The sequence below is a fragment of the Pseudoclavibacter sp. AY1F1 genome, assembly GCF_002931075.1.
Lineage (GTDB): Bacteria > Actinomycetota > Actinomycetes > Actinomycetales > Microbacteriaceae > Pseudoclavibacter.
Map to the genome: position 1 here is coordinate 1 of NZ_PSTQ01000013.1, position 13,559 is coordinate 13,559.

Below are 13,559 nucleotides of genomic sequence, written 5' to 3' on the forward strand. Positions count from 1 at the left end.
TCCACACCCAACAACGTCTCTTCCACACCCAACAACGTCTCTTCCACACCCAACAACGTCTCTTCCACACCCAACAACGTCTCTTCCACACCCAACAACGTCCACTTCACACCCAGCGAGCAAGCCCGAGGAGCCGACGAGGTGGCCGCAGAACCGACGGCGGAACCGCCCTCGGCGACGGGCACCGCATCGTGCCACGGCACCAATCCGCCTTCCTCCGACCCGGCCCCATTCTGATCCAAGAGAAACCGGGGGCCCGCGCTGGCCGCTGAACGACGTGGGGCTGACTCGGCGCGCGTTGACTCGGCTCGGCTTGTCAAACGGAGTCGCACCGAACTAGGTAGGCGCAGCTCGGCCACCCGAGAAGCCCAGCGAAGTCAGCCAAGTCAGCAAAGCCCAACGAAGCCAACGAAGCCAACGAAGCCAACGAAGCCAAGCAAAGCCGGACCAGAGTTGGCCGGGTGAGACCGGGTCCGGGCGGCCGGGCGGGACCGGACCCGGTCGGACCCGACCCGACCCGACCACCCTGCGCGCCTCTCGGCGTTCATGTCCAGGTCAAGGAGCCAGCCCAAAACGCACAGCATGGGCGTACCCCGATGCTCTGCCTTCCGGCAGCGCCCTCGGGTCGGCACCGCAGCCCAAGCACCTCACGAGAGCTCAAGTCTGACAACAAGCTCCCGGCCCAGGACAATCCCAGACGCCGAGGTTCAGGGGTTCCGAAGCTCAGGGACTCAGAGACTCAGGGGCTCAGGGGCTCAGGGGCTCAGAGACTCAAAGACTCAAAGACTCAAAGACTCAAAGACTCAAAGACTCAGAGGCTCAGGGACTCAGGGACTCCGAGACTCGAGGCTCAGGAACTCCGAGACTCGAGGCTCAGAGGCTCAGAGGCTCAGAGGCTCAGACGTTCAGGGACTCAGAGACTCAAAGACTCAAAGCAGCAAAGTGCTTCGGGTCACCAGAGTCTTGGCCAAGGAGGAGTCTGCGTCTCGTGTCGACCCCCGCCTGGGCCAGGGCCCCCGCCCGTCTTCTAGGAATGCTCCACGTGCTTCACGAGGTCGTCGAGTTCCTCCGCCTCGCGGCGGGCGACCCGCTTGCTGACGACGAAGCGCCACATGAGTCCGAGGCCGATGAACCAGAACGGCAGGACGATGAGGCCAGCTCTGGTGTCCTCCCCCAGGAAGAGGGAGAAGAGGATGAAGGCGAAGAATGCCAGGATCACCCACGGCATGAAACGCCCGCCCGGCATCTTGAACTTCGAGGACTCGTGGAGTTCCGGGCGCTTCTTCCTGAACATGACGTAGCTCACGAGGATGATCGTCCAGGTCGCGATGAAGTTGAGGGAGCTCACCGACGTCACGACCGTGAAGGCCGCCATCACGTTGTCACCGAGAGCCAAGACGGGCAGCGCCGCGAAGAGGAACGCCGTCGTGAAGAACACGCCCTGCGTCGGCACGCCACTGGAATTGAGGAGGCCGAACCGCTTCGTGGCCTGACCGTCTTTCGCGAGCCCGTAAAGCATCCGCGTCGACGAATAGAAGCCAGAGTTGGCGCTCGACGCCGCAGAGGTCAGCACCACCAGGTTCACGACGATCGCGGCGGCTGGGAAGCCGATGAGCTCGAACATGGAAGTGAAGGGGCTCACACCGGGCCTGATCTGATCCCAGGGGGTCACGGACATGATGATGACCAGCGCGCCGACGTAGAAGACGAGGATGCGCACGACCACCGAGTTGATGGCCTTCGGCAGGTTCTTCTCCGGGTCCTCGGCCTCGGCGGACGCCGTGCCGACAAGCTCGATGCCGACAAACGCGAACACGCCCATCTGGAAGCCCAGGATGAACCCGCTGATCCCGAACGGGAACATTCCGCCGTGATCCCAGAGGTGCAAGACGGAAGCGGTGACGCCGTCAGCGCTCGTGAAGCCGGTGATGAGCAGGACGATGCCGACGGCGATGAGCGCGAGGATGGCGACGACCTTGATGATGGCGAACCAGAACTCGGTTTCGCCGAAGGCCTTGACGGGCTGCAAATTGAGCAGGAGTAAGCCGATGGCCGTGGCGATCGCCGGCGCCCAGGCGGGGATGTCGGCGTTGAAGAATGCCACGTAGCCGGTGATCGCGACGATGTCGGCGATGACCGTGATGACCCAGGCCAGCCAGTACGTCCACGCGACGACGTACCCGGCCGACGGGCCGATGAGATCAGCCGCGACGTCCCCGAACGTCTTGTAGCTGAGGTTCGAGAGCAGGAGCTCTCCGAGCGCGCGCATGACGAAGAAGAGCGCAAATCCGACGATCGCGTAGACGAAGATGATGGAAGGCCCCGCGAGGCTGATCGTCGTGCCGGAGCCGAGGAAGAGCCCGGTGCCGATCGCCCCGCCGATGGCGAGCAGCTGAAGGTGGCGCGCTTTGAGTCCGCGACGTAGCCCGCCTCCGCCCGATCCCTCACCGTGAGGATGCTGCGCTTCAGTCTGCACTGCCCTGTTGGTCACCGAAACCCCTCGATTCTGTTCGATGTCGAACCCCGGAATTCTAGTAGCCGGTCAGGACGCACGAGAACCGGGTCTACATTGGTCGCATGCACGATCTGCGCGCTGCGCGACCCGAGGCTGCCGCCGCCTCACATCCCCGTACCAGCGGCGCCCTCCTCGCCCGGACGGCCGTCGGAGTCGCCGCCATCGGAATCGTCTTCGGCGACATCGGCACGAGCCCCCTCTACGCGCTCCGGGCTGTCTTCTCCGAGCACAACGGCATCGTGCAACCGAGCACAGCGCACGTCTACGGGTTGATCTCGCTCATCATCTGGGCCGTCACGCTCCTCGTGACCGTCAAGTACGTTCTCTTCGTGCTCCGAGCTGATCACGAGGGCGAGGGCGGCATCCTGGCGCTCTCGACGCTCATCGGGCGGCGACTGCGCGGCTCGAGACGCGCGATGGCAGCGACGACGCTCGTTGGCATCATCGGGGCTGCGCTTTTTTTTGGCGACAGCGTCATCACCCCGGCTGTCTCAGTGCTTTCCGCGGTGGAGGGGCTCGAGATCGCGCTACCTGGCACCGAGGCACTTGTCGTGCCGATCGCACTGGCCGTGCTCGTGGGGCTCTTCGCCCTGCAGCGGTTCGGCACCGCAGGCATCGGTCGACTCTTCGGCCCCATCATGCTGATCTGGTTCGTGACCCTCGCGTGCCTCGGAATCCCACACATTGTCGCCCATCCCGAGATCCTGGCCGCGTTCTCCCCGCACCACGCCCTCGGCTTCATCATCGGTGAACCGCTCATCGCGGGGGTTGCTCTCGGCGCGGTTGTGCTGGCCGTCACCGGCGCCGAGGCGCTCTACGCCGACCTCGGCCATTTTGGGCGCTCCCCCATTTCCAAGGCCTGGCTGTTTGTCGTCTTCCCTGCGCTGACCATCTGCTACCTCGGCCAGGGAGCCCTCGTCATCGAGGATCCGACCGCCATCGACAACCCCTTCTTCCGGATGGCACCCGCTTGGGCCGTGTTCCCCCTCATCGGTCTGGCGACTCTCGCGACCGTCATCGCATCCCAGTCGGTGATCTCCGGCACCTTCTCCGTCGCGAGGCAGGCCATGCGGCTCGGCTTCCTGCCGAACCTCAGCGTCAAGCACACGTCGCGCGCCTCCATCGGCCAGATCTACATCCCCGTGGTCTCGACGCTGCTGCTCGTGCTCATCATCGGAGTGGTCCTCGGATTCCGGAACTCGGAGAACCTCGCCGCCGCTTACGGCCTCGCGGTGACCACCACCTTCCTCCTCACCTCGTCACTCTTCATCGTCTACCTGCGGCTCGTGTGGGAGTGGCCCTGGCACCGTATCCTCCTGGTGACGGTTCCCATCGTCGTGCTCGAACTCGCCTTCTTCGTCTCGGGTCTCGTGAAGTTCTTCGCCGGCGGCTGGCTGCCACTTGTGCTGGCCGGCGCACTCATCCTGACCATGCTCACGTGGCGTCGGGGCCGCGAGATCGTCACGGGCAGGCGCGAGCGCCTCGAGGGCACCCTGCAGGAGCTCATGAAGCGGCTCATCGCCGATCAGCCGACCCGCGTTCCGGGTTGGGCCGTCTACCCGCACGGCGGTGCTCGCACTGCTCCCCTGGCGCTGCGACTCAACACGCGGGTCAATCACGCGCTCCACGAGCACGTGCTGCTCGTGCGCGTCGCGACGGCCGATGTGCCGCACATCCCGGAACGAGGGCGTTGCAGGATCGACGACATCGGCCCGGCTCCTGAGGGGCTTGTCCACATCACCCTCACCTACGGGTTCCTCGACCGCCGCGACGTGCCCCTCTCACTCCGGGATGCGAGGCTCGCTGGCACGGTCTCGCAGTTCGACAACGAGAGCGCGATCTTCTTCCTCTCCCGGATCGCCCTCCGTCCCGGACACGCAAGCGGCATGGCGACCTGGCGGGCCAAGTTCTTCGTGCTGTTGTCGCGCGGCGCCTCATCGCCGGCCACGCAGTTCGGGCTTCCGCCGGAGCAGACCGTGGAGATCTCTCCGCAGGTCCTGTTCTAGGCGACTCGCCCTACGCCCGCTCGGCCTCGGCCCTCGCGAACCCGCTCAGGTAGGCCGGCACCAGTACCGAGGCCGTGAAGAGCAGCGTGAGCACGAAGGTGCAAGTCATGACCGTAAGCAGATCATAGGCTCCGCCGGAGATCCAGAAGCTGCAGAACGTGGCGCCCGCAGCGGCGAGGATCGAGTGCCCGAGAGCAAGCGGCAGGACGCGACGCCGCGTGTACAGGCGCAGCCCGGTCGACACGCCGCGCTCCGCGGCAAGCGCGGCGACGGCCCCGAGGATGCACAGGCCCAGCATCGCGAGCCAACCGAGGAGCAGCTGCAGGAACCCCCGGCTGTCGAGCTGCACTCTGCCGTCGTCGGTGAGCAGCGCATAACCGAAAAACGCGACGATCCCGACGATGAGCAGCGTCGGCACGAGCCGACCGAGCAGCTCGCGCTGGTCTGGGCGGAACGCTGCGAGGGAAATCGAGGGGGCATCATCTTCACGGGCGGCGCTCACGCCGGTCAGTGTAGCCGCCTGAGACGATGAGGCGGGGCGACCCCAGTGGGGCCGCCCCGTCTCGGCGTGTGGTGCGGGTGAATCCGACCCTCGGCTACACGCCCGGAGTGGTGTCGCCCGTAGTGCCAGTCGGGTTGAGGCCGCCCTGCTTGGAGAACGAGCCAACAAGCTGCTGGAGGTCGATGCCCGTGAGCGTCTTCAGCACCTCCGTGCCCTCGCCAAGCACGGACCCGACCGTCTTCGTGACGGCGCTCGCGCCATCCGTCGAGATGACAGTGAGCTTCTCGATGTTGCTGATCGGGTCGGCCGCTGCGCGGACGATCTCCGGCAAACGCGAGATGATCTCCTGCGCGATCGCAGCCTCGCCATACTTCTGCAGCGCCTGGGCCTTCGCATCCGTCGCCGCTGCCTCTGCGAGACCTTCGGCCTGGATGGCTGCTGCGCGTGCGTCACCCTCGGCGCGGATACCGGCGGCCAGTGCGATCTGTCGGTCGCGGTCTGCCTCACCGGAGTAGCGAACAGCGGCGGCTGCCGCCTCGGCGTCCTGCACTGCCGCGACCTTGTTGGCTTCTGCCGTGCGGGTGCGCTTGTACACCTCGGCGTCCGTGGACGCGTTGTCGGTGTCGCGGATGGCGTTTGCCTGCTGGACCTTCGCGTAGGCATCTGCTTCAGCGGGCTTGCGGATCTCGATGTCGAGTCGTTCCTGCGTAACGAGCGCCTGCTCGATGAGCGCCTCGCGCTCCTGCTGGGCGACAAGGCGGTCCTGCTCGGCCCTCGCGAACTGACCGGCGGCCTCTGCTTCGGCGTTCGCGCGGTCCGTCTCCGCCTTGATCGAGGCCTGGCGCAGTCGCAATTCCTTCTCACGCTCGGCGATGCGCTCGGAAGCCTCGATCTTGGCGAACTCGGAGACACGTGCGGCCTCGGCTTCGCTGACCTCGGCGACTTGGCGTGCACGGGCAGACTCGGAACGGCCGAGGTTCTGCAGGTAGTCGCTGCCTGGTGTCGAGATGTCGGAGATGTTGAGGAGGTCGACCTGCAGGCCCTGCTCGATGAGGTCGGCCTTCGTCTCTGAGACGACCCTGTCGGAGAGGCTCTTGCGGTCGGAGATGATCTGCTCGATCGTCATGTCACCGACGATCGAACGGAGCGAGCCCTCGAGCGACTCACGGATGATGTCGGTGAGCGCTTCCTGCTGATCGAGGAATCGCTGGGCCGCGCGGCGCACGCCCTCCTCGGTGCCGGACACCTTGAAGTTAATGGACGCCTTGATCGCGATCTTGATGCGATTCTTGTCGACACCCTCGACCTGGATGCCGATCTGACGCTGCTCGAGCGAGAGCGCGAAGCCCTGCTGCAGGATGGGCCAGACGAAGGTGCGGCCGCCGATGACGACGCGCTGCCCCGTCATGTCGCTCTGCGCCTTCTGTCCGGCGCCGCGTCCGACGATGATGAGCGCCTCGTTCGGAGGGACGCGTCGGATGCGCGACGCGATGAATACTCCGAGGGCGAGCAGCGCGATGATGATCGCGATGACGCCGATCACGGAGACGTTGGCAGTTATCAAGTCCATATGGGCTATTTCCTGTCCTGGAGGTCGTGGATGATCATGCTGTGGTTGTACCGCGCCTGCCGCCTCGTGGAGTCAGCCCGCCGCAGGAAGTCAGTTCGATTCGCGCTCGACCTTGACGCGCGATCCAAGGTGCTGCACCACACGGATGCGGGCGCCCTGCTCGATCTCCCCTTCGGCGAACGCGAGCCTGCGCTCGATCTCGTGCGAGCCGTCGAGCGCTACTTCACCGCTGGAGTTCGTGATTCGCGACATTGCCGTCCCCGTGTCGCCGGTCACGTCCCGCGGGACGCCGTCGCTGCTTCGCGAGAGGTTGCGGACAAGGAGCGCAGAGCCGACGTAGGCGATGAGGCCGATGACGATCGCGACGATGTACGCCCAGAACTGCGGAAGCCCCATGCTGTCGGTGATGGCGCCGGAAGCGCCGAACACGACGAGAGCAACGGCGAGGCCGGGAACCGAGAGCAGCCCGCCCGCATCCACGTCGAGGATCTCCCCGAAGAAGAGTGAGAAGACCAGGAGCCCAAGGCCGATCGCTCCGATGATGATGAAGACGGTCATGTCTGTGAGAGCTCCCTGGTGGCGCTGCGTACGGCAACGTCTGCCGCCGCCTGGCTTTCGAGTCTACCGATAGCCCAGGCGCCGCCGCGCGGGAACTTCTCCCCTCACGACGGCGCCTGGTTGCACGCGCGAGCTCCGATCAGTCTTCGCCGAAGCCGGAGCTGATGAGCGCGGAGAGTTCGCTGACGGCCTGGTCGGCATCGGTGCCCGTCGCAGCGACCTCGATCTCCTGCCCCTTCGACGCCCCGAGGGAGATGATGCGCAGGAGGCTCTTGGCGTCCGCGCCGCCGATTGTGATCTGCGCTTCGAAACGTCCGGCCGCCGACACCAGCTGAGCCGCTGGCCTCGCGTGAAGCCCCTGCTCGTTGATGATCTCGACCCTCGCACTTGCCGACGGACCTGGCGTCTCGGCACCCTCTGGAACCACGGGAGCGGGCTCGACTTGCTCGCCGTCGCCGCGGGCCCAAGCCGATTTCCCGGCAGCCACGACATCGGCGAGCGAGGCACCGCCAGCCGCGGCGACCGCCGCCGCGACGGTTCCCTCCACGAGCGGCGCATCCACGAGGCGCACCTCGCCCGCGTCCTCGTCACGCATTTCGAGCACGGTCTCGGCCGTCAGCACCGCTGACCCGAGGTCCGCGAACACCGCCACGCCAGTCCCAGACTGCGCTTTGTCGATCGCGCTTTCGATGAGCTCGAAGCTCGTGCCGATGCGGCCGTCGTCGGTGCCGCCCGCGGGGACGATCGTCACGTCCTCGGCCATCTGTGCCGCCAGCTCGACGAGTCCCTCAGCGATTCGCGACGAGTGCGAGACGACGACAATGCCGACCGTCACGAGGCCGCCTCGACGGCGGCACCGAGCAGGTAGGCCGTCGACTGCGCGCCTGGGTCCCGGTGTCCCGCGCTGCGTTCACCCAGGTAGCTTGCCCGGCCCTTCCTCGCCACGAGGGGTTCGGTGGCAGCAGCGCCCTCGACAGCGGCGAATGCCGCAGCCCGAAGCACCGCGACTGCGTCATCGCCGGCTTCCGCCGCCTTGCTGGCAGCGGCGGCAGCTGGAGCCCACGCGTCGACCATCGTCTTATCCCCTGGCTGGGCCTTGCCGCGCTGCTGAAGCCCGGCGGACGCCGCCTCCACGAAGGCCGCAACGTCTCCAGGCTCCAGCTCTGGCTTGCCCTTGAGGGCGACGGCTCCCTTGAGGAAGGCTGATCCGTACAGCGGGCCAGCCGCTCCGCCAACCGTCGAGATGAGCGTCGTCGCCAGCAGCTTCAGGACGTCTGCCGGCGTCGCCTCGGCGTCGAGCGTCGGCAGCTTGCCGAGCGCCGCCTGGAAGCCACGATCCATGTTCTCGCCGTGGTCACCATCGCCGATGTTCCGATCGAGGTGAATGAGTTCGGTGCGGTTCTCCGACATGGAGGCAGCAGCGAGCTCCACCCATCTCCGAGCCCAGTTTCCATCGAGTGCCATGTTCTACCTTCCCCACCGAAGCGCAGCGGTGTGCACGGGGGCATCCCACAATGCGGTGAGTTCGTCGTCGAGTTTCAGAACGGTGATCGAGCATCCTTGCATCTCAAGCGATGTCGTGAAGTTTCCGACGAGGTGTCTCGTCACGGTGATTCCGTGTTCCTTGAGCACCTCGGCTGCTCGTCGGAAGACGATGTAAAGCTCGATTTCTGGCGTACCTCCCATTCCATTGACAAAGAGGAGAACATTGTCGCCGGATGAGAATGGCAGGTCTTCGAGAATTGGTGCGAGCAACCGGTCCACAATCGCGTCGGCTGGCTCGATCCCGATTCGCGCCCGGCCGGGCTCTCCGTGAATGCCGATCCCGATCTCGATCTCGTCTTCCGCCAGATCGAAGCTCGGCTCCCCCGCGTGCGGGACCGTGCAGGCCGACAGAGCGACTCCCATCGACCGCGTGTTGGCGTTGACGCGCTCGGCGAGGCCAGCCACGGTATCCAGGTCGTCTCCCCGCTCTGCTGAGGCCCCCGCGATCTTCTCCACGAGGACCGTGCCGGCAACCCCTCGGCGTCCGGCCGTGTACAGGGAATCCTTGACCGCGACATCGTCATCGACGAGCACGGTGCGCACCTCGATGTCCTCTGCGAGCGCAAGGTCTGAGGCCGTCTCGAAGTTCAGTACGTCGCCCGTGTAGTTCTTCACGATGTGGAGGACTCCACGACCAGCGTCGACCGCCTTCGTCGCCTCGAGGATGGGGTCGGGCGTCGGTGAGGTGAACACGGGGCCGGGTACTGCAGCGTCCAGCATCCCGAAGCCGACCAATCCCCCGTGCATCGGCTCATGTCCAGAGCCACCGCCAGAGACGATTCCGACCTTGCCTTCGACCGGCGCGTCATTCCGCACGAGAAAAGCGGGATCCGGAGCTACCCGGAGAATATCCGCGTGGGCTAGCGCCATGCCCTCAAGTGCTTCTTTGACAACGTCCTTCGGATCGTTGATCAGCTTCTTCACGATCATCCTCTCGACGAGATTTTGGCGGCAGCATTGCAACCAGGCTCAGCCTAGTGCCGCGAACGTGTCACGATTCGGGGAAATTCCCACGTAACACGCGCGTGTTAGTGCTGCCTGTGCCTAGGGTGAGGAACCGCTCAATCGCGGCGCGGGCTCGCCCCGTATCGAACTTCCCAGCGGGCTTGTCCCGTATGCAACAACCCAGAAAGGCAATCCCGTGGATCTTGGATCGATCTTCTTGGCCGAGCTGGTGGGCACAGCAGTGCTCGTCCTCCTCGGTTGCGGTGTCGTCGCCAACGTCGTCCTGAAAGGCACCAAGGGCAACGGCGGCGGCTGGCTTCTCATCAACTTCGGCTGGGGCTTCGCCGTCTTCATCGGCGTGCTCTCGGCAGCAGCCTCAGGTGGCCAGCTCAACCCAGCAGTGACGCTGGGCCTTGCGGCCAACAATCTCGTCAACGGCGACCCGATCGACGGCGGCGAAATCGGCCTCCGCATCCTCGCCCAGCTCATCGGTGCCATCCTCGGTGCTGTCGTGACCTGGCTCGCTTACAAGCTGCACTTCGATGACGAACCGGACCCCGCATCGAAACTCGCCGTCTTCGCGACCGGGCCAGCGAAGCGCAGTCTCGGCTGGAACACGGTGACCGAGATCATCGCAACGTTTGTCCTCGTTCTCGCAGTCATCGCGTTCTCGAACTTCCCCGGAATCCTGGGAAGCGACCTCGGTTCGACAGCCCCCGACTCGACAAGCCTCGGCAACCTCGCGCCGCTTGCCGTCGCGATCGTCGTTGTCGCGATCGGCGCCAGCCTCGGTGGGCCGACCGGCTACGCCATCAACCCTGCCCGTGACCTCGGGCCGCGCCTCGCACACGCCTTCCTGCCCATCAAGGGCAAGGGCGGAAGCGACTGGGGCTATGCGTGGGTTCCGATCGTCGGCCCGATCATCGGCGGTGTCCTCGCGGGGCTCGTCGGCACCGCGATCCTGCCTGGCGTCACCGCCTAGCACTCGCGAGCACAACGTGACGCTTTCGGGGCCGGACTCTTCACAGTTCCGGCCCCGAAACTGTCTGCATGACACCACATGCGATGCTCGCGCCAGGCGTGCATCGCAGCACCACCCGCTGGCACAACATCATCTCTGACAAGGGAGTCATTCCGTGAGCAAGTACGTCATCGCCATCGACCAGGGCACGACCTCATCGCGAGCCATCGTCTTCGACCACTCCGGGTCGATCGTGTCAACGGGTCAGCTCGAGCACGAGCAGATCTTCCCGCAGGCAGGCTGGGTCGAGCACGACCCGAAGGAGATCTGGAACAACACGCGTGAGGTCATCGGGCAGGCGCTCTCGAAGGCGAACATCACCAGGCACGACATCGCGACCATCGGCATCACGAACCAACGCGAGACCGCGGTCGTCTGGGACAAAACCACAGGTGAACCCGTCTACAACGCCATCGTTTGGCAGGACACCCGCACCCAGGCCATCGTCGACCGTCTCGCTGCAGAGGGCGGCGTCGAGCGCTTCAAGGACACCGTCGGCCTACCGCTCGCCACGTACTTCTCCGGCACGAAGATCGTCTGGATCCTCGAGAACGTCGAGGGTGCGCGCGAACGTGCAGAGGCAGGCGACCTCATCTTCGGCACAACCGACAGCTGGGTCCTGTGGAACCTGACGGGTGGTGTCGATGGCGGCGTGCACGTCACGGACGTCACGAACGCCTCCCGCACGCTCTTCATGGACCTCAAGACGCTCGCCTGGGACCAGTCGATTCTCGACGCGTTCGGCGTCCCGGCGTCCATGCTCCCCGAAATCAAGTCGTCCTCCGAAGTCTACGGGCACGCGAGCTCGCAGTCGCTGCTCCGTGAGGTCCCCATCTCCGGCATCCTGGGTGACCAGCAGGCGGCGACCTTCGGCCAGACCGCGTTCTCGTCTGGCGAGGCGAAGAACACGTACGGCACCGGTTCCTTCCTCATCTACAACACGGGCGAGAAGATCGTGAAGTCCGAGAACGGACTCCTGACGACGCTCTGCTACAAGCTGGGCGATGCCGCGCCGGTCTACGCGCTCGAGGGATCCATCGCGGTCACCGGCTCGCTCGTGCAGTGGCTGCGCGACAACCTCGGGCTCATCAACTCCGCCCCGGAGATCGAGGAGCTCGCGAGCAAGGTCGAGGACAACGGAGGCACGTACATCGTTCCCGCGTTCTCCGGGCTCTTCGCACCGTACTGGCGACCGGATGCACGCGGCGCCATCGTCGGTCTGACGCGCTTCGTGAACAAGAACCACATCGCACGCGCGGCTCTGGAGTCGACGGCGTACCAGACACGCGACGTGCTCGAGGCGTCGAACGCCGACTCGGGTGTGCCGCTTGCTGAGCTGAAGGTAGACGGTGGCATGGTCGCCAACGACACCCTCATGCAGTTCCAGGCCGACATCTTGAACACAGACGTCGTGCGACCTGTCGTCACGGAGACGACCGCCCTTGGTGCCGCGTATGCTGCCGGTCTCGCTGTCGGCTTCTGGAAGGACCTCGACGAGGTGGCCGCGAACTGGCAGGAGGACAAGCGCTGGACTCCCCAGATGCCGGAAGAGGAGCGCGATCGCCTCTACCGCAACTGGAAGAAGGCCGTCTCGAAGACGCTCGACTGGGTCGACGAAGACGTCCAGTAGTCGCCGGACCCTCACGTAGGCGTCTGCACGCAGACGCATGAAGTCGAGGCCCTCAGCAGATTCCTGCTGGGGGCCTCAACTCTGTCGGCGCGGAGTGCCAGCGCAGCGCGGAGTGCCAGCGCAGCGCGGAGTGCCAGCGCAGCGCGGAGTGCCAGCGCAGCGCGCCGGCGTCAGGCTGCGCGGGTCGCCGCCACCCAGGCGTCAAGCGTCTCGATGGCGCGGCCGCTGTCGATGCTCTCTGCCGCATCCACGATCCTCGCCGAGAGGCGCTCACGGAGGGGGCGCTCCGCCGCTTCCGGGTTCTGCGCGAGGTCGTAGGCCACGAGGCCAGCGGCTGCGTTGAGCAGCACGATGTCACGGACCGCGCCGTGGCGCTTCCCGGAGAGAACGTCGCGAGCGATCGCGGCGTTCTCCTCGGGCAGGCCGCCGAGGAGCTCCTGCATGTCATAGGTGCCGAGGCCAACGTCGCGAGGGTGCAGGTCGTGCTCCGTGATGGCCCCGTTCGAGACCTCCCAGATGTGGCTGTACCCGGTGACGCTCAGCTCATCGAGGCCGTCGTCCCCCCGGAAGACGAGGGCCGTCGCGCCGCGCGTGCGGAACACTCCCGTGATGAGCGGAATCGCGGCCTGGCGCGCCACTCCTACCGCGGATGCCTCCGGTCTCGCTGGATTGGTGAGCGGGCCGAGCAGGTTGAACACGGTCGGCACGCCGAGCTCGCCGCGGACTTTCCTGGCGTGGCCGAAGCCGGGGTGGAACTGCGCAGCGTAGACGAAGGTGAGACCGACCTCCTCGAAGATCCGCCTCACGCGAACGGGATCGGCCGTGTGCACGGCTCCAAGCGCCGAGAGCACGTCGCTGGAGCCCGACTTGGCACTGGATGCGCCTCCCCCGTGCTTCACGACCGGGATGCCAGCGCCGGCACAGACCATCGAGGCCATCGTGGAGACATTGACTGTGCCCACCATGTCGCCCCCCGTTCCGACGATGTCGAGAGCCATGGGCGGCACGTCGAGCGGCACGGCGTGCTCAAGGATGGCGTCCCGAAAACCGACAACCTCCTCGACCGTCTCACCCTTGGCGCGCAGGGCGACGAGGAAAGCCGCGAGCCTCGCCTCGCTCACCTCGCCACTCATGACCTGGCGCATAGCCCACGTCGCCTGCGCGACGCTGAGGTCTTCACCGCCAAGCAGCTTTTCGAGCAGTCCGGGCCAGGTCTCGGTCGAAGTCATGCAGGAAACGATAGCCGTCCACCACCCAGGCACACCTA

12 protein-coding genes are annotated in these 13,559 nt (G+C 65.8%); 3 read left to right on the plus strand and 9 right to left on the minus strand.

Annotated elements, in window-relative coordinates:
- Together C5B85_RS19430 and C5B85_RS15895 are read right to left on the minus strand one after the other, a co-directional pair.
- Positions 1-203, minus strand: a 203-nt coding sequence (locus C5B85_RS19430) for a hypothetical protein (protein ID WP_219819429.1), incomplete at its 3' end; no start/stop codon positions are given.
- Positions 204-1,027: 824 nt separating this feature from the next.
- Positions 1,028-2,491 carry an amino acid permease gene (locus C5B85_RS15895; RefSeq protein ID WP_104286992.1) on the minus strand — a complete coding sequence of 488 codons (1,464 nt, stop codon included), beginning with the start codon at positions 2,489-2,491 and terminating at the stop codon, positions 1,028-1,030.
- Between the two features lie 86 nt (positions 2,492-2,577).
- Here C5B85_RS15895 and C5B85_RS15900 point away from each other — a divergent pair, with 86 nt between their 5' ends.
- On the plus strand, positions 2,578-4,521 hold the full coding sequence (locus C5B85_RS15900; protein WP_104286993.1) for a potassium transporter Kup: 1,944 nt from the start codon (positions 2,578-2,580) through the stop codon (positions 4,519-4,521).
- Positions 4,522-4,531: 10 nt separating this feature from the next.
- Here C5B85_RS15900 and C5B85_RS15905 read toward each other — a convergent pair whose 3' ends face one another.
- The 6 genes from C5B85_RS15905 to dhaK all read right to left on the minus strand — a co-directional run bounded on the left by C5B85_RS15905 (position 4,532) and on the right by dhaK (position 9,620).
- Complete coding sequence (locus C5B85_RS15905) at positions 4,532-5,023, minus strand: hypothetical protein (RefSeq protein WP_104286994.1); 492 nt, start codon at positions 5,021-5,023, stop codon at positions 4,532-4,534.
- Positions 5,024-5,117: 94 nt separating this feature from the next.
- Positions 5,118-6,593: a flotillin family protein gene (locus tag C5B85_RS15910; protein ID WP_104286995.1), complete on the minus strand. Its 1,476-nt coding sequence runs from the start codon at positions 6,591-6,593 to the stop codon at positions 5,118-5,120.
- Positions 6,594-6,683: 90 nt separating this feature from the next.
- Positions 6,684-7,151 carry an NfeD family protein gene (locus C5B85_RS15915; protein WP_104286996.1) on the minus strand — a complete coding sequence of 156 codons (468 nt, stop codon included), beginning with the start codon at positions 7,149-7,151 and terminating at the stop codon, positions 6,684-6,686.
- 139 nt (positions 7,152-7,290) lie between these two features.
- Positions 7,291-7,986 carry a dihydroxyacetone kinase phosphoryl donor subunit DhaM gene (gene dhaM, locus C5B85_RS15920; RefSeq protein ID WP_104286997.1) on the minus strand — a complete coding sequence of 232 codons (696 nt, stop codon included), beginning with the start codon at positions 7,984-7,986 and terminating at the stop codon, positions 7,291-7,293.
- A complete protein-coding gene (dhaL, locus tag C5B85_RS15925) occupies positions 7,983-8,615 on the minus strand; it encodes a dihydroxyacetone kinase subunit DhaL (RefSeq protein ID WP_104286998.1) in 633 nt (210 codons plus the stop codon). The genes dhaM and dhaL overlap by 4 nt, the downstream gene beginning before the upstream one ends.
- A 3-nt stretch (positions 8,616-8,618) precedes the next feature.
- Positions 8,619-9,620, minus strand: a complete 1,002-nt coding sequence (gene dhaK / locus C5B85_RS15930) for a dihydroxyacetone kinase subunit DhaK (protein ID WP_104287071.1) — start codon at positions 9,618-9,620, stop codon at positions 8,619-8,621.
- 217 nt (positions 9,621-9,837) lie between these two features.
- Between dhaK and C5B85_RS15935 the strand changes: the two genes are divergently transcribed.
- A complete protein-coding gene (locus C5B85_RS15935) occupies positions 9,838-10,623 on the plus strand; it encodes an MIP/aquaporin family protein (RefSeq protein ID WP_104286999.1) in 786 nt (261 codons plus the stop codon).
- A 154-nt stretch (positions 10,624-10,777) separates the two neighbouring features.
- Positions 10,778-12,292 carry a glycerol kinase GlpK gene (glpK, locus tag C5B85_RS15940; RefSeq protein WP_104287000.1) on the plus strand — a complete coding sequence of 505 codons (1,515 nt, stop codon included), beginning with the start codon at positions 10,778-10,780 and terminating at the stop codon, positions 12,290-12,292.
- Positions 12,293-12,462: 170 nt separating this feature from the next.
- Here the strand turns inward: glpK and trpD are convergent, their stop codons facing one another.
- Positions 12,463-13,521 carry an anthranilate phosphoribosyltransferase gene (gene trpD / locus C5B85_RS15945; protein ID WP_104287001.1) on the minus strand — a complete coding sequence of 353 codons (1,059 nt, stop codon included), beginning with the start codon at positions 13,519-13,521 and terminating at the stop codon, positions 12,463-12,465.
- Positions 13,522-13,559: the final 38 nt, after the last annotated feature.